The sequence below is a fragment of the Clostridioides mangenotii TR genome, assembly GCF_000498755.1.
Lineage (GTDB): Bacteria > Bacillota > Clostridia > Peptostreptococcales > Peptostreptococcaceae > Metaclostridioides > Metaclostridioides mangenotii_A.
Genome location: NZ_AXUS01000007.1, coordinates 1 through 20,921 on the forward strand (window position 1 = coordinate 1; position 20,921 = coordinate 20,921).

Sequence of the window (20,921 nt, forward strand, 5' to 3'; positions counted from 1 at the left end):
ATTTAATATAATATAAAAATAAAGAATAATTTTACAATGAATAATCTAGTATAGATATATTGAATAAACGTTGATTTACCTTATTGAAAGGTGATTTATATATATTACATAATATTAATAATCTTTATTTGTATAGTAGATATATTATTGCGCTTAGTAAAACATGGAATTATATAGTCCTGTTTTACTTGTTAGTCCAACCGTCTAAAAAGACGGTTACTCCTGCCTTGGGAGAGATATTGTCATATTTACATAGTCAAGACAATATTTAGTATTACAGATTATACCGATATGTTTGTTAAATCATATCGGTATAATTTTTATTATAAATAACTTTTAAAAATTAATCTGAGGTCTTTGTATTTTAAGTGTATTTTTACTAACTATTTTTAAATGTGTTTTTAGGGAATAGAAAAAAAATTTAGAAACTGTAAGGTTTTGATAAATAAAATTGTATATAAGTAATGTAAAAGCTTTTACGGTCATGAAAGGGAGGAAGTAAACTTGCAAGATACATTGATTATTAAACATATCAAAAAGAGAAAGCAAAAAGGAATAGAGATGCTAATAGATAGATACAGTGGACTTTTAGCATCTGTTGTAAGAAAAAACTTAGGTAAATTAATAAACTATGAAGAGGAATGTATCAATGATGTATTTATAGCTATTTGGGAGAATATCGAAAGCTATGAAAAGGATAAAAATTCTTTTAAGAACTGGATTTGTGTAATAGCAAAATATAAGGCAATTAATTATAAAAAGAAATACTTATCTAATACAAGTACATTGGAAATTGAAGATGATATTTATTACATAGACAAAAATTTACTTAGGCTTGAAATTGAAGATGGTATAGAAGAAATTTTTAATCATTTACCTGAAAAAGATAAAGAAATTTTTATTAAATATTATTTAGAGGGGATAGAAGCCCCAGTTATAGCAAAAGAAAATAATTTAAGTATATCTAGTTTTTATACTCGACTATCTCGAGGGAGAAAAAAGATTAGAGAAAAAATTTATAAATAAGGAGGTTATTAGATATGAACGAATATAAGGAATTTAACAATGTGAAATTTGATATAGATAATTATGAGGAAGTTAATGTTAATAAAGCGCTTATAAAATCATCAGTTAAATCTAATTTAAATAAAATAAATAATAAATATAAAAAGGTATTAGTTGCTACTATATCAGGATTAGTTATAGCTGGAGGATTATTTACATTTCGCCAACCAGTTTATGCAAATATTTATAAGGTAATGTATGACATAAAATATGCTCTAGGCATAGAATTTAATTTAGATGAATATAAAACGGTTGTTGGAAAATCAATATCGAAAAATGGTCTTACAATAACTTTAAATGAGGTTATACTTGACGAAGATGAATTAATAGTTTCTACAACTTATAAATATGATAAAGAACTTAAGCATGAATATATTTCCTGTGACCCAGTAATTTACGTAAATGGAAAATCAACAATGTTAAGTGGTTATGGAAATGCTATTGCAACAGATAAAAATACTACTGAACGGGTAATTACCTATAGACTAGAAGAAAGTTTAAAGAGTGATATAGATATTAAGCTAGTTTATTTAAACCCAACATACTTTGAAAATAATAAAGAAAATGTAATAAAAGGAAGGTGGCAATTTAAATTTAAGATAAGTAGCGATGAACTTGCTATTGATACGAAAACTATGGACTTAAATGAATCTTTTGATTTGGGTGAGGATGAAACTATGACATTAAAAAAATATAGAACTAATATATTAGGTACTAAAATAATTTATAATAGAAAAATTCATAACGATGAGGATATATTTTATGACATAAAATTAGTTGGAAAAGATGATTTAGGAAATGATGTTGAGTTTTATTTAAAAAGCACTAATGATAAAGAAGGTAAATTAATATTTAATAAATTAGATAAAAATTTAAATGAAAAAGCAACAAAATTAACACTTACTCCTTATGCTGCAAAGCAAGCAAATACAGGAAATAAGATGAATAGTAACTTTAAACAAATTGGCGAAGAGTTTGTTATAGACTTGAATAAATTAAAATAACTGGTCGTTAAGTTTCAATTTATGGACTAGTTATGTAATTAAAACGAATATAAAGCCTTAAAATCTAATAAATGGATTTTAAGGGCTTACTATTTATCTTTTAATATATTTTTAGGGCTTAGTTATTCTTATAAATCTAACCTCTTTTAGGGATAACTGGTACTAATAAGTGAGAGTTATATTTTCCACCTAAGTAGAACTTATGAGTTCCTTTGTTTACAGTTTTTTCATGCTTGTAACGTTGTACACGATAAATCGATGAGTCTTCAGTAATTATTTCGCTACCTTTTACAACAACCTCTAAAGATTCTCCTGACTTAAATAATGTACCTGAAGGCCATAATTCTATCTCTACTGGAACTATCTCATCTTTTGATAATTTTAGTAGGTTTTTATGCTTTAACCATGGTTGTGCTGGAGTAGATTTTTCATCATCTAATTCACGATGTGAAACTCTTAGCCATCCACTACTTACTTGTCCATTTTCGATATGATTAAAGTCTGGTAAACACACTTCATTACCACGTTTATCGTACTTTTTGATACCTGCAAATAGGTCCATATCATCAGCACCATCTGCACTAACCCAAAGTTTAAGTTTCATATTACCAGTAATCTCTGTATCTGCATTGAATTCTATTTTAAATCTTACTTCATTAGTTTCTGTATTGCTTGAATCTGCATTGTATGACACAACAGATTCTTCTTTAACTGGTGATGCTTGAAGTGTCATATCTTTACCGTTTAAGTAAAACTCTGTATATTTAGTACCTTCTATTGGCCACTCATTTGCTATTTTATCTTGACCTTGGAAGAACTTATCTCTTAATTCATAACGAACTCTTGGATTTTCTCTCCAATCATTTTCTATACCTTTTAGGAAATAATCAAAGAATGCTTTTTGAAGTTCTAGTGATTCTCTTCTGTAGTACATTTCCCACTCTTTACGACCGTGAATTAATAACCACTTATCTTCAGTTGATGCTTGCTTAAATCCTTCAAAAGTACCTCTACTGTGTAGCCCTATAGTAGACCAACTAGCACCAACAAGCATTGGAGTTTTTATCTTAGTTAAATCAGGTGTATTTTTCTCCCAACGTTCATCAAATAGTGGATGTTCCTTTTGAATTTTCATCATATCATCTACTTTTGTATCTGGCCATCTCTCTACAACACTATCAGCCCAAGACTTATAAAATCCTGTATTAGGTATTCCACCGTGGAATGCAACCTCACGATAAACATCGTTTAAACCTTCCCACGGAATCATTGCTTTTAAGTGAGGTGGATTTAATGATGCCATCATCCATTGGGTAACAGCAAGGTATGACACCCCATTTGTACCTACATTTCCATTACTCCACTCTTGAACTCCTGCCCACTCTACAACTTCATAGTAATCTTTTGCCTCTGACATTGTCCATGGATGAAGATCTCCCTCAGAAGTTGCACTACCTCTTACTGCTACTTTAACTAATACATAATCATTTGGAACCCAAAATCCTGGATCTGGAGATTCAAATGGAGTGAAATCTGAATATTCAAAAGCTCCTAAAGTAGGCCAAGTATGACGTATTGCCTTAAAATGTGATAATGAATCTTTTCCATAAGCATCAGCAGACATTACAACTGGAAACTTGCCTGGCTTATTTGGTCTAAATACATTTACATAAAGTGTAACCCCATCACTCATTTTAACAGGTACATCTTTTTCCATAATCATTTCTTGATATCCATAATATATTGTGTTTACAACTATGTTATTAAGTCCTGGATTTGGTTCATCAAATTTTGTTGGTGTTAAAGTAGGATTTCCTAAAAATTTATTCATATATTTTGTTCTCCTTTTCATTTTTTAAATTATTCTTTAGAGAATTTTTATTGCTTGCTTGTCCTTAATTGAAATATACTCTCATTTACACTTATAAACAACCATCAAGTATTTAATAAAGTGTTTGATAAACAACAAAATCAGGTCAAATGTTGCATATGTATATAAATTAAAAAATATTGTATAAGTTTATTCATATACTATATTTGATTATTTATTTCGGATATAATATATACGTAAATATAATAAATTATGAGGTGCTTTATGGAACTTAAAAATGATTTAAGAGTAATTAAGACAAATAACAATATAAAAAGTTCATTTATTCAACTATTAAACGAAAAAGACTTCAACTCTATAACTGTTAAAGACGTATTGGATAGGGCTTTGATTAATCGTTCAACTTTTTATAAGTATTATACTGATAAATACAATTTGGCAGAGATAATCTCTCTGGATTTTTTAGATAAATTTAAACCTTTAGTTAATCTTATCTTCATAAATGGAAAAGAGCTTAAAGACATATTAAATCTTAAAGATGAATTGCTTGAAGAACTTTATGCTCAAAAGATGACTATTTTAGGGCTATGGAAAATTAGAACAGAAAAAATTCATGTGTATGATGATATGCAAGAAATTATAAAATATAGTTATATCAATCTTATAGAAGATGACAATAAAGAAAATCGTGATATAGAATATGAATCATATATTTGTGCTGCAATTATATTAGCAACACTTAAGTTTATTTTGGAAAGTAATAATGTTTATACAGTTCAGGAAGTGGCGCAAAGACTACAGAACTTCCACAATACTTTTTTTAGAATAATAGTTTAAATAAACATTAAATTTCAATTTAGGTATAGTTGAAATTTATATAAAAGGGAAACTGATGCAATAGATATGAATTAGCATCAGTTTCATTTTCAGCTAAAAATTAAAATAGACGAGATAAATAATTTGTTAAGTAGTTTTGATAGAAAAGATAGAGAAATTTTTAATATAATACATCATAACTAGAAGAACTTCACATCTAATTTATAGATTGTGTAGCTCTAATATAAAATTTTCATCTATTTGATACCTTTATCAATCATTTCTTTAATCATATCTCCAAACCCAAAACTATTATACATAAATAAAACTATATCCGAATCACTGTTTCGTATAATTTGATCATAAGTTAAATCTATATTTTCAATATATCTAGGGTCAATTATTTCAACTTGAGAAAACACGTCTGCTAGTAACAATGTCATAGGTGCTTGATAAGAATCTATAAATTTGTTCTATCAACTAAAATTGCTCCTGATGTGTTCCCAAAAAATTTTCTTACTTCATTTTCTATATTAATAACAGCCGTACTAAACTTAATAATTATATTTTTGAGTTTTAATCTAATTAGTGAGGCATAACATCAGTTGGAATAGCTGACTCATATTTTTTGCCACCTAGAGTATTTAAATGCTCCTGATTCATAGTTTCAAGTAGTTCAGGATTTACTAAAACATCGTACGCTGTTAACGCAATTGTTTTACCAGCATTCAATAAACCTTTGTGTGCAACTGATGATTTACCATTTGCTACCCACTGCCATGAATGTGGTGGGGTACCTTGAGGCTCACATCCAATTGTAACCTGTGCTGTTGGAACTATCCAACTAACATCTCCAACATCTGTTGACCCTGCAGTATTATCAGTAAAAGCTAATGGGAATACTTTAGTGTTTACTGGCATCTTTGCAATTTGTTGAAGTTCTTCTTCGCTTAAATCTGGAAATGCCTTTTTAGCACGTAAGTATAAACCTCTTTTTGCATCTTCTGGTAGAGTATCATAGAATTTTTGTTGGTATTCTAACTCTTCATCAGTTAAATTCATTGGCGTAACTAATTTTAGATTTTCATTCATAACTGTTGTCAAAGCATGGTTTGGTAAATAATTAGCACATGCTGAATCAAACTCAATTTCTAATTCAGTCTCTGTCATAAGAGCTGCACCTTTAGCTATCTTATTTAATCTTTCATATATTTCAGCAGCTTGTTCAGTTCTAGGAGCTCTTATGAAATAGTATAGCTTAGAAGTTGGTTGAACGACATTTGCAGATTCGCCGCCTGCATCAATAAACGCATAGTGTATCCTAGCTTGATCTATAATATGTTCTCTTAAGAACTGCACACCTATATTCATTAACTCAGCTGCATCAAGTGCACTTCTTCCTTTTTCTGGAGCTGCAGCTGCGTGAGCTGAAATTCCTTTAAATTTATAATAAACTTGATAAACTGCTAAACTGCTATCCCCCCAAGCTTGGTTTACATCCATTGGATGCCATGTTAGCGCAGCATCAATTCCATCAAATACACCATCTCTAGCCATAAAAGCTTTTCCGTATCCACTTTCTTCCGCTGGGCATCCAAATATCTTAACTGTACCACTCAATTTATGGCGATCTATATACTCTTTGATTCCTACTCCACCAGCCAATGCACCCATACCTAAAAGATTGTGACCGCATCCGTGTCCATTGCTACCTTGCACTATTGCCTTTTGTTCAGCGACATCAGCAACTTGGCTTAAGTTTCCTAAAGCGTCATACTCAGCTAACATACCTATAACTGGTTTCCCTGATCCAAAAGTAGCAACATAGGAGTACTCCATGTTAGCTACACCTTTTTCTATTTTAAAACCTTCTTTTTCAAGTATTTTATAATGCTGATCTACAGATTTTTTAGTTGCGAATCTAGTCTCTGGAGTTTCCCAAATACAGTTTGAAGCCTCAAAAAATTCTTGGCTTTTTTCTTCAATAATATCGATTATTTCTTTTTTTGCATCATTCATATAAGTTCCTCCATAAAAAATTTTTATATTGTAAATTATTTGCTATCACTGCTCTTTTTTATCATAAGTACACTAACACCACATAGTAAGGAAGCTACAGCCATAAAAGTAAATGCTAGTGTAAATGAACCTGAAGCAACTTTAATTAAGTAACCTAAAATCATAGGTGCTAAAAACCCACCAACTGTTCCTCCTGTATTGATAATTCCTATAGAAGAACCAATAATAGATGGATCGAATATTTTATGTGGCCATGTGAATATAGCCGTAAATGCAGATACTGAAACTATACTAACTAAAATTAAGCATACTATAGATAGTGCTAAGTTATTAGAATATACAAATCCTAATACTAAAGCGGCACTAAGAGTTGTAGCTCCCAAAATGAATACTTTTTCTTTACCATTAAACATTTTTGATAATAATGAACCCGCTGAAATAGTCGCTATAGTTTGGAAGACAGCATTAGTAGCCAATATCATACCTGTTTTTCCAAGATCCATTGAGAATTTAGTTGATAAATAACTAGGCATCCATGACATAATTCCATATAATAGGAAATTTAATAATAACATTGCTAAAAATAAAACTAGTACGTTTTTGTTACTTATTACATTCTTTAAGCTAACTTTAGGCTTTGCTGAATTTTTATCTGCAGAACTCGTTTTTTCAGTATTTGGTACAAATATAAATACTAATACAAATGCTATTAAAAATAAAGTTCCTAGTGCAATATAAGCATATCTCCAGTTATAAGATATCAAATTTGCTCCTAACGTAAAGGCTAAGACTCCTCCTATACCTGAAGTTGATAAAATTAACGATTGAACGAAAGTTCTTTTTTCTTTAACAAAGTTATCTGCTATAGATTTTGAACAACTAGGTGGATATCCTCCATGTCCAATACCTGCAAAAAATCTAATGCACATAAAAAGCATTAAACTACTAACAGCACCAAAAGCAAATGAAAATATTGATATTAGTAGTAGTGAAAGCATCAAAACTTTTTTTGAACCGATTTTATCTGCCAACCATCCACCAGGAATTTGCATTAATGAATATCCTAAGAAGAAGAAAGACATAATAAGTCCTGTTTGTCCTGTATCTAAACTGAATTTTGCTGCAATCGGTATAATAGCTGTTGAAATCATATTCTTATCCATATAAACCATTGAATAACCAAACATTAATGTTAGGATAAGAACTGTACTTTTACCTTTCAATGAACTTTTTTCAACTTGATTTTCCATATTTACCTCCAACTATCCTTATTAGAAAACGATTTCTTAATAAATATTATAATATGTATTTTTATTATCAAGGGTGTTATTTTTGCTATGATTCCATCCCTTTTTTTTATTCTTTCTGATATTGTAAGTTGTTAAGTAAAAAAAGGACCCACCTTTAATTACTAATAAAGTGTAGGCCTTATACAAATATACTTAACTGCATTCATAGTTAACGTAGAGGACAATGAAATCATACTGTCATTTATAGTTATATGTTTCAAAATATATTTTGGAGCAATTGTAGTCTCTAAATAATCCATATATTCTTGGTCAATTTCTTTCTCTCCACCAAGTCTCAACCAATCATTGTAAATTCCGCCATGATCTTTATCTAATAAATAACTTTTTACAACATACTCACGAGCTGGCAGATTGAAAAATTCGATGTCTATTGTCTTAGTTTGGTATTGAATAAATTGATTGCTAACAGAGAGTTTCGGCTCCAGTAAACAGGAATTATACTGAATAATATGGTATTCTTCATTGTACTTGTAGATCACTGTATCTTGCGATTGATAAATAATAAATCCACGTACTTTATCTAAAAATTTAAGAGTAAAATATGCAGGCCTTTTGATATATCCAAAGAGAAATAATGAAAGAGAATTATCTTCATTTTTATTAGAAAGAGAAGATTTTATATCTATATTCAGCCAATATCCAAAACCTAAAATTTCATCCTTTAGTATATCTAGTGTATGAATAATTAAAGCTGCTCTGAAAAAAGTTCCTGCAAGTGGACCACTATCTCCAACTAAAGTATTCCATTCAGTTAAAAATATTGATCTTTGCTTGGTAAAAATGGATCGACTCTCTTCTTTTAACTTATAATACTTGTCTAAAAAATCAGAAGATACAAACTCTCCTTGATCATTGTAATACTGAAAAAAATCTCCTCTTAATCCAAGAAATGAAAACTTCATTTCATGTTCTTTCACTTTATCAATTAAAAATCTATTTTTTTTATACACTTCCTCATTTTGAATATCTCCAAAATCCAATCCAATATTATTAAAATGAAACTCTTCTTTTAATTCCTTTGCGAATTTTATCAATTTAGATGTAGAATTTTCATCTCCATTAATATTAATATCAAAAGAAAATTCAAAATGCCATCTAGAAACTTTTTCCTTTCCAAAGTATCCTAAAAAATGTTTAATAAATTTTCTTAATTCATTTACTTCATCGTCAATATCAATATTTGTCTGTTGCAATCTTTTTTGATCAACTACTATGATTGGTAAAAATCCTAACCGCATAATAAAATTAAATAGTCTATTATTTCGATTATAGCTTGAAACAAGACTAATATTATTTTGAGTTGAACTCTCTTTACAGAAACCTATCATTCTTATGAATTCGAAACCTAGATTTTTTTGAACATCCTCAATTTCATCTATACAATCCTTTATCAGAAGGTTATCCGCATCTCCAATATTAAGTATTTTAGATTTTTTCTGTACCTCTACAGAGCTGTCCCGTTCTTGCATACAGTCTATAGTAATATTGCTATTCACAATTCCGTATGGATCTTCAATATCATTTTTAACTAAAAAACCAGATAGTTTGTGTAAAGCCTCTTCCTCTGATATTTCTCTATACTTAGATTCTAACAAAGGATTAAACTCTTTTTTAAATAGATCTTGATTTTGCATACGATAGTCAGCAGGGCTTACTCCAAAATATTTTTTAAAATGTTTATAAAATGATTTACTTGTTGAAAAACCATTTCTCATCGCAATCTTAATAATTGAATCTTTAGAATCTCGCAGATTTTCAACGGCATTCTGTAAACGAACTTTAGTAATATATTCGCTAAAGGACACTCCTACTTCCTGTTTAAAATATCTAGAGAGGTAGCTATATGACAAAAATTCCTTTTTAGCAACCTCCTCTAAAGATATCTGATCCTTATAGTTCTTATTAACATATTCCATTATACGTCTAATTTTTTCATCTTTTATCAATTGTCCTTGTGGCTTTTCAAAGATGTTCTTTATTAGAAATTCACTTGATAGCAAAGTTAATAGGTCAAAAAAATGTCTGTACATATCAAATTCGGATGATGATTTGTTAACAGCTTTCATCATCATTTCAATCAATAAATTTTTTATCTTCTTATATTTCTTCTCTTCTCTAGAACTATAAGCTCCTGTTGTATTGCAATTAAATCTAAATTGAAAATCTTCCTTTAACATCTCTTCAAGCTGTTTTCTATCAATTTGCATAATCATGGTTAGATTGTCCTTATTAGAAGAAACACTATGAATCTCCATAGGATTTACAACTATTATATCTTCTGAAATTAGGTCGTGTCTTTCACTCTCGATGTTAACATTAATTTCTCCATTTATCACAAAATGAATCTTCCAACCATCGAATTGATGTGTAGGTAGATATTGGATTTCCATTAATTTAAGGGTAAATGCTTGTTTCATAATTTCAACTCCCTTTATTATAATATTTACATATTACCATATATATTTACGAAAGGGTCTTGATTTGTAATTCTTATTCGTTATATAACTGATTCGAAATAATATGATAATTAGCATCCTCCTAATATATATTAACAATAATGTACATCTAATATATAGGTTACACATTCAACATTTAAAATACTCAAAATAAATCTGTAATACTATAACAAACGTATAAAAAGCCATAGATCCCCTTATAACAAAGGTATTCTATAGCTTTTTTCCTTTTATCACTACTATTAGCATTCCCGACTCAATATTTCTATTGAACACTTAATACAGTTTCATATCCATATTTTACTTAGTTCTCTATTTATTTTTCTTATCTTATACCTAACAACTATAATAATCATCACAATAGCGTGCTGCATGCTACTTAAAATCAAGTATATTTAACACAATTTAATTTAATTTTTATACATCGTAAGTATTTATAATATTTTATTTATATTCAATAGCCTGATATTCCTGAATTCTACCAAATTCTTTTCTTACAAATGAGCACAGAGGAACTATTGATTTATTTTGTGATATAGCTAAATCAACTATATGCTTTACCAATCTATTTGCTATAGATTTTCCTCTATATTCCTCCTTTACATACGTATGATCAACTATCAAAACCTTATCTCCATCTTTAGTAAATGTTATTTCTCCAACTTCTTTTCCTTCATGATACGCTGCAAATCTATTTTTTGTTTCCTCAAATACATATTCAATCATAAAATAACCTCCATATTTTTAAACTAGTGAGTTTAAAATCTTATTATTATGTATTATACCTTGCAATTGTAATTTTAAACTTTTATATTATTTTTTAAAATATTTTAAATTTAATTCAATTTAACATTGTTATAAGTTTTAATTGAATAATAAGACAAAAAATAGTATAAAAATTTTGACTGAATATAATAAATAGAGTGATTTGCTCATTTTAAAAGGAGTTATTTATAAATGAATAGACGTTTATATAAATTTTAATCTCATAGCTCTTGTGATCAAAATTTTTCGAGTTGTCGGAACACATGAGTAACATAGAAATAACATGTGCCCATCTACTTGCTTTCTTGGATATTATTATCATCTATGATAAAATATCTAAAAAGGGGGTATTACTATGGATTATTCATTGCTTACAAAGCAAATAGTTTCAGTGATAGAGAACGAAAAAGATTTTATAGCAAACACATCAAATATAAGTGCAATTCTATATGATGCGATAGAAGATATAAATTGGCTCGGGTTCTATTTCATAAAGGATGGTGGGCTTGTTTTAGGGCCTTTTCAAGGCAAAGTTGCCTGCACTAGAATTAATATTGGAAAAGGTGTATGTGGAACTTCTGTTTCCAGGAAAAAAACACAACTAATTGACGATGTGCACAAATTCCCTGGACATATTGCATGCGATAGTGATAGCAATTCGGAACTCGTTATACCTATTATTATAAAAGGTGAAGTAAAAGCTGTCTTAGATATAGATTCTACAACTTTCTCTCGTTTTTCAGAAGAAGATCAGGTAGGATTAGAAAATTTAATTGATGAAGTTAAACATTATCTTTGGAATTAATATAAACAAAAAAGCTGTTCTAAAAATAATTATTTGGTCAGCTTTTTATTATGAACTTAATTTATACTTAAACTGTTTCATATAAATATTTTCTGATATAGTTCATCCTTTTTATTAAACTATCCTGTCAGCTTGTTAAGTAGTTTTGTTTTAAAAAATGAATATTATAGGAACAGACGCTTTAACATTGCTGTTTATTGAACTTAGAAAGATTTTTATACAAACTTGCTTGTATCCTGTCTTTACTTGTTTTATCTAGTAGCAATAAATGTGATCAATGACGATTGGCTATCATGTCCGTATCCCAATTCATAGTTTATGTTATCAAAGCCTACTTCTTTTAAGAGTAATTCAAATTCTGTTATACCATACCAAAATAAAGTAAAGTGCGAAACTTCAGTACTTTCAATTGAACCTTTATTTAGTAACTCATACTTATGAATATATGAAGTTTTTTGTGCGAACCAATCAATCTCTTCACTAATGCTTGTAAAAAGTATCCCTTCCTCTTTAGTTAATGAATAACTACTTGAGCTCACTTCACCAAGTTTAAAATCTATTGGTAATTCTAAATCGATTATTATTTTACCGTCTATATTTAAATGATTATAAAAAGAAGTTAAAATTTGGCTTACTTTATCTTTTGGCAATAAACAAAAGCTACCAGTGGGCATTATAATTGCATCATATTTATTAGGTAAAAATAAATTAGTTAAGTCTTGTTGATACACTTTAGTATCTACCTTATGTTCGTTCATATTTACTTTGCATTGTTTAATCATTTCTAAAGATAAATCAACCCCTTCAACATGCAGTCCGTTTTGAATAAGCGGTATGAGAAAACGCCCTGTACCAACACCTGCTTCTAAAATGTTTCCGTTCAAATTTTCTAATTTACTGAAGTAGTATTCAATATCCCCATCAATTGAATATCCTACTGGTTTGGTTATTTCATATAACTTGGTACTTAATTCGCCGTATTCTTTGAACATGATTTCCCTCCAATAATGTATTATCATCAGAATTCACTAATATCTGAAAAACTAATATTTTCTGTTATATACTTTATAATTTATTGCGTTAAATATTAATTTGATTCTACCATAAATTTCATGACCTATCAAATAACAGAATAACACCTATTTTTATAGATTATTAGTACCTCTTCTTAAAGAGAAAATTATATTATTAAGGCAGTGTTAAATTAACATTCTATTGAAAAGTTGAGACTCTGACTATCGTTCTAATCAGCTTTGAGCTTTCGGAATGGATATGAAAAAAGGAATCTGTGAATTCAGTAATAACTGATTAAAAAATTACGTAAAGAATGTAAAGAATTATAAACAATGTTTACTCTTTATTTACGTATATATAATAATTGCTTAACAAGATTTAGTTATTATTAATTTAGAGTTTAAAAAATAATTTATTAGGAGGATTAGTAGATGTTAAAAAATAAGAAGTTAATAGTTCTAGCACTTTCAATAATGATAGGTATTGTTACAGTAGGTTGTGGAAAAGGAGTAGACAGGCAAAAATCTAATTCCAATAGTATTAAAATTTCGGGATCTACATCAGTTGGAGCTGTAATGGAACCTCTTGTAGAAGAATATAAAAAGAGTAAAGGTAAAGGGGCTGATATAGAAGTTCAGCAAATAGGTTCTTCTTCCGGAATAAAAAACACAATTGATGGTACATCTGAAATAGGAATGACATCAAGAGATCTTAAAGAAGAAGAAAAACAATCAAATTTAAAAGAAACACAAATTGCTATAGATGGGATTGCAGTTATAACAAATAAAGAAAATAAAGTAAAAGATTTAACTATGGAACAAATTAAAGGAATTTATACTGGTAAAATAACAAATTGGAAAGAAGTTGGAGGAGATAATTCATCTATAGTTGTTGTATCAAGAGAAGACGGTTCTGGAACAAGAGAAGGATTTGAAACTATAGTAGGATACGCTGCTGAAGAACTCGTAAACAGTGCAATTATAAGCGATGGATCAGGGAATATAAAAACGACTGTAGCAGGAAACAAAAGTTCAATAGGGTATATATCACTTGGATATGTAAACAAAGAAGTAAATAGTATATCGATTTCAGGAGTAGAAGCAACAGTTGATAATGTCAAATCTAATAAATATCCGATATTAAGACCTTTCTTATTAGTAAATAAGCCAAAAGGATTATCAGATAAAGGTCAAGCATTTATTGATTATATATTAAGCGAAGATGGACAGAAGGTAGTAGAAGAACACGGTTTTGTTGGAGTTAAGTAATAACTAATAGATATCTTAAAAAGCCATGAGAATTTTTCCTATGGCTTTTTAAAAATCGATTGAATCAATCAAATATTAAAAAATAAATATTTATCAGGTCTTCTTAATTTATTAAAAAACTGTATATTCCCTTATGAATGATTACTAGAGAACAACCTTAGATACCTAGTATTGAAAGATGTGTTAAATAGAGAAAGAGAGGGTGTAAATGATACTAAAATCGAGAAATGTAAAAATTGAACAAAACCGTGATCTTAACAATAATAATAGGCTTAAGTGTTTAGTTGAGAAAATCACTAAAAATATTTTTATGTTAAGCGCTTTATTAGGAGTTGCTTGTTTATTTTTGATAATAGCTTTTGTATTTTATATGGGTCTAAAACCGTTTATTTTTGATGGGTATTCGTTTACCGAATTCATATTTGGTAGTAAGTGGATACCTTCAGCTGAAAAGTTTGGCATACTACCGATGATAGTAGCATCGCTATATGGAACTCTTGGAGCTCTATTTATTGGAGTTCCAATTGGAATATTAACTGCTGTATACATAGCTGAATTGGCACCAAAAAAAGTCTCTAAGATTGTTTCTTCAGCAGTAGAATTATTAGCTGGAATCCCATCTGTTTTGTACGGTATATTTGGTATAGTGGTAATTGTCCCGTCTATACAAAATACATTTAATATACCAAAAGGACAGACTTTGTTAGCTGTGATTATTGTACTATCTATTATGGTACTACCAACTATTGTATCAGTATCAGAAACTGCTATTAGAGCAGTTCCTAAGGAATATAAAGAAGGATCTTTAGCCTTAGGTGCTTCACAAATAGAAACAATATTTAAAGTTATATTACCCGCCGCAAAATCAGGTATATTATCAGCAGTAGTACTAGGCTTGGGAAGAGCGTTAGGTGAAACTATGGCAATTATTCTTATAGCAGGTAATTTAGCTAATTTACCTTCTTCAGTATTAGATAGTGTTAGACCCCTTACAACAAATATAGCTTTAGAAATGGGATATGCATATGGAGTACATCAAGAAATGTTATTTGCAACTGGCGTGGTGCTATTTGTATTCATACTAATACTAAATCTTATACTAAATAAAATTTCTAATAAGATGGTAAAATAGTACTCCACTGTGATAAGTCATTTTTACTTCTATTCATATCTAAGATGTAAGTCATTTTTACTTCTATTCATATCTAAGATGTAAGTCTTTCGTGTTATATTTTAGTATTCAAGATTACCCCTGTTAAATATTAATCCCATATATCCCATATTAAAAGAGACCATATCGCAAGTTGCGATATGGTCTCAATCACTTAATCAAATCATATGTCATACATAGAGGTTTACTTGTTCTAGGATCTAATATGATTTCTGCATCTATATTGAAAACACTTTTTAAATTTTCCTTTGTCATTACCTCAAATGGAGTTCCGCTACAAACTACATTTCCACTCCTTACTGCTATCATATAATCGGCAAATCTAGATGAGAGATTTAGATCATGAAGTACCATTACTATAGTTCTTTGTTGCTCTTGATTTAATTTCTGAAGCAATTCTAGTATTTCCAATTGATGTGCTAAATCTAAGTAAGTAGTCGGCTCATCTAAAAGTATCAATTCACTCTGTTGAGCAAGTGCCATCGCGATCCAAACGCGTTGTGTCTGACCTCCTGATAACGAGTCTATCTGCTTATCCTTAAACTCTTCTACATTGGTAGCCTTAATCGCCCAATCAATTATATCTTTGTCTTCTTTTAATAATTTTCCAAATCCTTTCTGGTGAGGGAATCTTCCATATGCAACCAGTTCAGTTACGGTTAATCCTCCTGGGGCCTTTGGTGTTTGGGGTAAAGTAGACATTTGTTTTGCAATTTCCTTTGTTGGAATCTTCTCTATATCATTTCCTAAAATAAAAATATTTCCATTTGTAGGCTTTAACATCCTAGCTATTGTTTTTAATGTTGTTGACTTCCCACATCCTTTAGGGCCTATTATTACTGTTATCTCACCTTTTGGTATTTCAATGGATAAATTGTCTACTATCAGATTTTCACCATATGAAATTGACAAATCTTTGGTGACTATACTTTTCATTCCTTGTCCTCCTTTATGATTTACTTAGATTTGTATAAAAGATATATGAAGTATGGGGCTCCAATAATTGAAACTACTATGCCCGCTGGGATCTCTGTTGAAGACATTATAATTCGACCTATTGTATCTGACATAAGTAAAAAAATGCCTCCTAATAATCCCGATGTTGGTATCAATATTTTATTATTTGCTCCAACTAGTTTTCTAGCCAAATGTGGTGCTATAAGCCCTATAAAAAGTATCGACCCTCCTATTGCTACACATCCACTTGCCAGCGCAACCGCTGCTATCGATATAACTATGAATTCTTTATTTATATTTACACCTAAACCTATAGCCATCCCTTGACCAAGATTTAAAACGTCTATAATTCTGGACTTATAGAAGATTAATGCAGAAAATACCAAAACCCAAGGCAATAGTACCACAATATATCTCCATTCATCTCCCCATATACTCCCAGCTGTCCAAAGCTGTGTAAATTCATATTGTTGCCGATTTAAAGTTAGCGTTATAAATAGTGTAGCTGCATTAATTCCTGTATTTACAGCTACTCCAGTAAGTAAGAGTCTTGTTGATGATATATTTTTACCTTTTTTATATATTAATAAGTAAATTATAATTGCCGCTCCCATGCCACCTAAAAAAGCAAGTATTGGCAATAACACTGCAGAAATAAAAATAACTTTATAGAAATTATCTATTTAGAATCTGGAAACATGAGCAGATCTCAAAAGGGATATAAAACTATAGATCTAAAGGCAGGAATAAACGTATTTGTAAACAACCACAGACCTATGAAATTATTGTACCAAGCAGATTCCCCTCTTAAATTTGTAACAGTTACATTATTTTCAGATTTTTATGATGAATATATAAATTCGAAATTCCCAGAAGATAATATAAAATTTTTAAAATCAATAAATCTAATACCACCTGGATACAATACTCCAGAGATTTCATTAATATTTAAACAAATAAAGAGTAAAATGGCATCAAATGTAAACAACAGAATTTATTATGAGAGTAAAATTGGCGAGATTATTTCTATAATAGTAGACATATCTAATAAAATTAAAGTAGCAAGAGATTCTAACAAAGTACTATCTAAAGATGATTTAAAATCTTTAAACATAGTTAGAGAGGTATTAGATAAAAACTACGTAGATAAACCTACAATCAAAGAGCTAGCTTACATAGCTAAAATGAGCCCAACTAAGTTAAAATCAAGCTTTAAAGCTGTTTACAACACTACTATTACTCAGTATTCTATATCAGTAAAATTAAGATATTCTTTGATTTTACTTGCAGATGCTGACGCAAGTATTGAGGAAATTGCCAAGTCTGTAGGTTATAAAAACGCTAGTAAATTTAGTCAGATGTTCTTTAAAACTTTTGGTATGTACCCTAAGAACTACAGGAATTTATATAAATATCATTAGGAATCATATACTATTATTTTACATCTAAAAAACCTTATTCCTATAGTAGAATTATATTCAATTGTTGGGATAAGAATAGGCAGCCTATGGGAAGCAGAAAAGCGTGTTGTAATAGTTATCTCATTGTTAATTTTATACATATATATTTTTAGCTAAAATAAAATATAATTCGCTTATCTTTATAATATTAATAACAATTTTATTTTAAAAAATTATTATTAAATGTATTATACTAAATTAAAAAATATTATTATGCAATTAATTGCGATATTTATTTATATAAAATACGAAAATTTGAGAAGTATAAGTGTTATAATTTAAGTATTTAATATATAGAGCAGATATATTATGGTATCTGTTGATTTGCAGCTTAATAATTTTATAATTTTTACTTTTCAAACGTTTTCTTCATTGACCAATGTCAGGAGTAAATCATTTTATATATCTTCTTTAAAATAATGTAAGAAAGGTAGATATTTATGATAACAATTATTTTAGGAATATCATTATTATTAATAGCATTATCAGCTTTTTCTCTTTTTAGTTTGAAAATGCCAAAAGGGCAACTAGCTATGTCTGGAATGGCCAATGCTGCTGTGGCTACTTTTTTAGTTGAGGCGATTCATAGATACATTTCAGGAGACTTACTTGGTATTAAATTTTTCCAAATATTAGGAGAGACTTCTGGTAGTTTAGGAGGCGTGGCAGCTGCCATTTTAGTACCAATTTCAATGGGAGCTAATCCTGTATTATCTGTGGTGGCAGGCGTTGCTGTAGGTGGGTATGGAATTCTTCCTGGTTTCATAGCTGGATACGTTGTAGGTTTTTTAGCTCCTCTAATCGAAAAAAAACTGCCAACAGGTATTGACATCATAGGAGGTGCCCTTCTCATTGCTCCAATAGCGAGAGCAATTGTAATTTTTGTTGATCCAGGAGTAAATATGGTAATGTCACAGATTGGAACCACAATCACACTTGCCACAGAGCAGTCCCCCATTATAATGGGGTTACTTCTTGGAGGAATCATTAAAATGATATGTACATCCCCTTTAAGCTCCATGGCGCTGACTGCAATGCTGGGACTTACAGGATTGCCAATGGGCATCGCTGCGATTGCGTGCGTTGGTGGTTCTTTTACTAATGGTATTATCTTTCATCGCTTAAAATTAGGAGATAAAAGTAACGTGATAGCAGTTATGCTGGAACCTTTAACTCAAGCAGATATCGTTACATCCAATCCAATCCCTATTTATTGCTCTAATTTCTTTGGAGGAGGACTTGCAGGAATTGCTGCTGCTTCTCTACATATTGTAAATAATGCTCCTGGAACTGCTTCACCTATACCAGGACTTCTTGCACCTTTTGCTTTTAACCATCCCCTTAAAGTATTAGCAGCAATTGGACTTGCTATTTTAGGAGGTATTATTGCCGGTTTGGTAGGAAGCATGATATTTAAGAAAAAAGCGACAAAAGTTGCTGAAGTTGCTTAAATACGTAAAAATAAATTAATCTGTTAAAAGAGTAATATAACATGATTTGTTAATTGTTTGAGTAGTTACGTAAAATTATTAGTTTATTGGTTGATTAGTTAATTTTTTAACTATAAGTTGAAAATCGTTCTTTCTATATAAATTTGATATCTGTTTTTAATAACTCTAATATTTTAGATTTATCTATTTTTTAATGTCATTGTAAAAATATAATATTTTAAAATATGTAATAATACGATTTAAGATAAAAACAAAGTAAAGAGTAATAATATTAGATATATTAATCGAGGTTAAACCCTCGATTTTTTTATTCAAATTTATATTCTATGTGATAAGGAGTGTCATTAAAGCTCAAAAAAGTGTGTTGTATACCACTTAAAATTAAGTAATATCTAACACACTTTAATTATTTATCTAAATCATACAATCAATATTTTTCAATACTTTGATATTCAAAACTTTCACCCGATAAATAATAAGTATTGTAGCATCTAGATCGCCCAATAAAATCATTTGCAAATTTGTTAATATATTTCCCATTATTTCTCATTTTTCTAGTATTATATGACCTTTCAATCAGCTGTTATTGAGAGTATTCTCGTAACCTCGCGAGTAAAAATTTTAATGATTGTCAATATAATTTTGCACCTCACTATGATATTCAACAATGTTGGTCTCCTGAGGATCTGTTAACTCATTTAGCAAAAGATCAACCATATGATGTGCGGTTTTCCCACCAATTGTCATAGATTTTATACAGGAAACGCAATAAACTGCCACATCTTGACAAGGCATCTGGGCTGCCCTCTTCTTTTGAAATGCTATTACCTTCTGGACCGGTAATTGGGGATAAAAATTGTCACCACAACAGATTGATTTTGTTCCCGAATATTCTGACTCAATAATTTCTATATCCATTTTTCTTAGCAAACTTCTAACTGCAGCATGAACTTGTGGTTTTGGACGATATGAACAGGAATCATGCACAGAAAGAGTTAGTCCAGAATGTTTTGGTAAGGGTAAATCCTCTATAGAATCTAACACTTCCCATAAAGATATTGTGTTTACCCAAGCATATAGACTACGAAAACGCCTATCACAACCTGCACAATTATTAATTATGATTGATCCATTTTCTAATTTCGGTTCATGATGACAACAAATTTTATGCAGTTTCACTGGTCCAAAATATTTCTGTAAAATTTTAAGTATTTTTTCTTCTGATTCTGGCTTATATGTATTAAACGCACAACCTGCATTAAAATAGCATTTGTCCATATTTATGCTTGACAAGGGTATGCTTGAAAGTCGTAATCCATTCATAAAAACCTCCTATTAATTAAATAAATTATAGTTATACCTCCAACCTGTTGCGGCGAATTATAATCACAATAAGGTGTCTTATCCATTATACTATGCTTTTCCGCACATTGCTAGCGAGACTAGCACCGCCTCCCCAAAATGCGGTTCTAATTGTCACCTGTCAGCGGATGTCCTGTATCTGTCGCCCCTACGATTCTTATAAGTTA

At 29.7% G+C, this 20,921-nt stretch carries 18 protein-coding genes; 8 read left to right on the plus strand and 10 right to left on the minus strand.

Features of this window, described 5'->3' with window-relative positions; translation table 11 throughout:
• Nucleotides 1-504 precede the first annotated feature (504 nt).
• Complete coding sequence (locus T473_RS0104790) at nucleotides 505-1,026, plus strand: sigma-70 family RNA polymerase sigma factor (protein ID WP_024620882.1); 522 nt, start codon at nucleotides 505-507, stop codon at nucleotides 1,024-1,026.
• Between the two features lie 14 nt (nucleotides 1,027-1,040).
• A complete protein-coding gene (locus tag T473_RS0104795) occupies nucleotides 1,041-2,069 on the plus strand; it encodes a DUF4179 domain-containing protein (RefSeq protein ID WP_024620883.1) in 1,029 nt (342 codons plus the stop codon).
• A 136-nt stretch (nucleotides 2,070-2,205) separates the two neighbouring features.
• Here T473_RS0104795 and T473_RS0104800 read toward each other — a convergent pair whose 3' ends face one another.
• On the minus strand, nucleotides 2,206-3,900 hold the full coding sequence (locus tag T473_RS0104800) for a CocE/NonD family hydrolase (RefSeq protein ID WP_024620884.1): 1,695 nt from the start codon (nucleotides 3,898-3,900) through the stop codon (nucleotides 2,206-2,208).
• A 264-nt stretch (nucleotides 3,901-4,164) separates the two neighbouring features.
• Here T473_RS0104800 and T473_RS0104805 point away from each other — a divergent pair, with 264 nt between their 5' ends.
• On the plus strand, nucleotides 4,165-4,737 hold the full coding sequence (locus T473_RS0104805) for a TetR family transcriptional regulator (protein WP_024620885.1): 573 nt from the start codon (nucleotides 4,165-4,167) through the stop codon (nucleotides 4,735-4,737).
• A 236-nt stretch (nucleotides 4,738-4,973) separates the two neighbouring features.
• On the opposite strand, the gene T473_RS16245 is transcribed toward T473_RS0104805, so the two are convergent.
• The 5 genes from T473_RS16245 to T473_RS0104830 form a co-directional block, all read right to left on the minus strand.
• Complete coding sequence (locus T473_RS16245; RefSeq protein WP_200865878.1) at nucleotides 4,974-5,153, minus strand: hypothetical protein; 180 nt, start codon at nucleotides 5,151-5,153, stop codon at nucleotides 4,974-4,976.
• A gap of 148 nt (nucleotides 5,154-5,301) precedes the next feature.
• Nucleotides 5,302-6,735 (minus strand): M20 family metallopeptidase, encoded by a 1,434-nt coding sequence (locus T473_RS0104815; RefSeq protein WP_024620886.1) that lies wholly within the window; start codon nucleotides 6,733-6,735, stop codon nucleotides 5,302-5,304.
• 35 nt (nucleotides 6,736-6,770) lie between these two features.
• The gene (locus T473_RS0104820; RefSeq protein ID WP_024620887.1) at nucleotides 6,771-7,985 is read right to left on the minus strand and encodes an MFS transporter; all 1,215 of its coding nucleotides are present in this window, start codon (nucleotides 7,983-7,985) and stop codon (nucleotides 6,771-6,773) included.
• 161 nt (nucleotides 7,986-8,146) lie between these two features.
• Nucleotides 8,147-10,462, minus strand: coding sequence for a helix-turn-helix domain-containing protein (locus T473_RS0104825; RefSeq protein WP_024620888.1), 2,316 nt, complete (start codon nucleotides 10,460-10,462; stop codon nucleotides 8,147-8,149).
• 483 nt (nucleotides 10,463-10,945) lie between these two features.
• Nucleotides 10,946-11,227 carry a GNAT family N-acetyltransferase gene (locus T473_RS0104830; protein WP_038300325.1) on the minus strand — a complete coding sequence of 94 codons (282 nt, stop codon included), beginning with the start codon at nucleotides 11,225-11,227 and terminating at the stop codon, nucleotides 10,946-10,948.
• 394 nt (nucleotides 11,228-11,621) lie between these two features.
• On the opposite strand from T473_RS0104830, the gene T473_RS0104835 reads away from it, so the two are divergent.
• A complete protein-coding gene (locus tag T473_RS0104835; RefSeq protein WP_200865879.1) occupies nucleotides 11,622-12,071 on the plus strand; it encodes a GAF domain-containing protein in 450 nt (149 codons plus the stop codon).
• 251 nt (nucleotides 12,072-12,322) lie between these two features.
• Here the strand turns inward: T473_RS0104835 and T473_RS0104840 are convergent, their stop codons facing one another.
• On the minus strand, nucleotides 12,323-13,063 hold the full coding sequence (locus T473_RS0104840; RefSeq protein WP_029791527.1) for a class I SAM-dependent DNA methyltransferase: 741 nt from the start codon (nucleotides 13,061-13,063) through the stop codon (nucleotides 12,323-12,325).
• A 453-nt stretch (nucleotides 13,064-13,516) separates the two neighbouring features.
• Here T473_RS0104840 and T473_RS0104845 point away from each other — a divergent pair, with 453 nt between their 5' ends.
• Together T473_RS0104845 and pstC are read left to right on the plus strand one after the other, a co-directional pair.
• Nucleotides 13,517-14,353, plus strand: a complete 837-nt coding sequence (locus T473_RS0104845; RefSeq protein ID WP_024620891.1) for a phosphate ABC transporter substrate-binding protein — start codon at nucleotides 13,517-13,519, stop codon at nucleotides 14,351-14,353.
• 208 nt (nucleotides 14,354-14,561) lie between these two features.
• Complete coding sequence (gene pstC, locus T473_RS0104850; protein ID WP_024620892.1) at nucleotides 14,562-15,485, plus strand: phosphate ABC transporter permease subunit PstC; 924 nt, start codon at nucleotides 14,562-14,564, stop codon at nucleotides 15,483-15,485.
• Between the two features lie 189 nt (nucleotides 15,486-15,674).
• Here pstC and T473_RS0104855 read toward each other — a convergent pair whose 3' ends face one another.
• Together T473_RS0104855 and T473_RS0104860 are read right to left on the minus strand one after the other, a co-directional pair.
• Nucleotides 15,675-16,460, minus strand: coding sequence for an ABC transporter ATP-binding protein (locus T473_RS0104855; RefSeq protein WP_024620893.1), 786 nt, complete (start codon nucleotides 16,458-16,460; stop codon nucleotides 15,675-15,677).
• Between the two features lie 20 nt (nucleotides 16,461-16,480).
• On the minus strand, nucleotides 16,481-17,128 hold the full coding sequence (locus tag T473_RS0104860) for a FecCD family ABC transporter permease (RefSeq protein ID WP_278246345.1): 648 nt from the start codon (nucleotides 17,126-17,128) through the stop codon (nucleotides 16,481-16,483).
• A gap of 51 nt (nucleotides 17,129-17,179) precedes the next feature.
• Between T473_RS0104860 and T473_RS0104865 the strand changes: the two genes are divergently transcribed.
• Nucleotides 17,180-17,902: a helix-turn-helix domain-containing protein gene (locus T473_RS0104865; protein WP_024620895.1), complete on the plus strand. Its 723-nt coding sequence runs from the start codon at nucleotides 17,180-17,182 to the stop codon at nucleotides 17,900-17,902.
• A 479-nt stretch (nucleotides 17,903-18,381) separates the two neighbouring features.
• Nucleotides 18,382-19,392, plus strand: a complete 1,011-nt coding sequence (locus T473_RS0104870) for a PTS sugar transporter subunit IIC (RefSeq protein WP_029791530.1) — start codon at nucleotides 18,382-18,384, stop codon at nucleotides 19,390-19,392.
• 621 nt (nucleotides 19,393-20,013) lie between these two features.
• Here the strand turns inward: T473_RS0104870 and T473_RS0104875 are convergent.
• Complete coding sequence (locus T473_RS0104875) at nucleotides 20,014-20,715, minus strand: heterodisulfide reductase-related iron-sulfur binding cluster (RefSeq protein ID WP_051365871.1); 702 nt, start codon at nucleotides 20,713-20,715, stop codon at nucleotides 20,014-20,016.
• Nucleotides 20,716-20,921 lie beyond the last annotated feature (206 nt).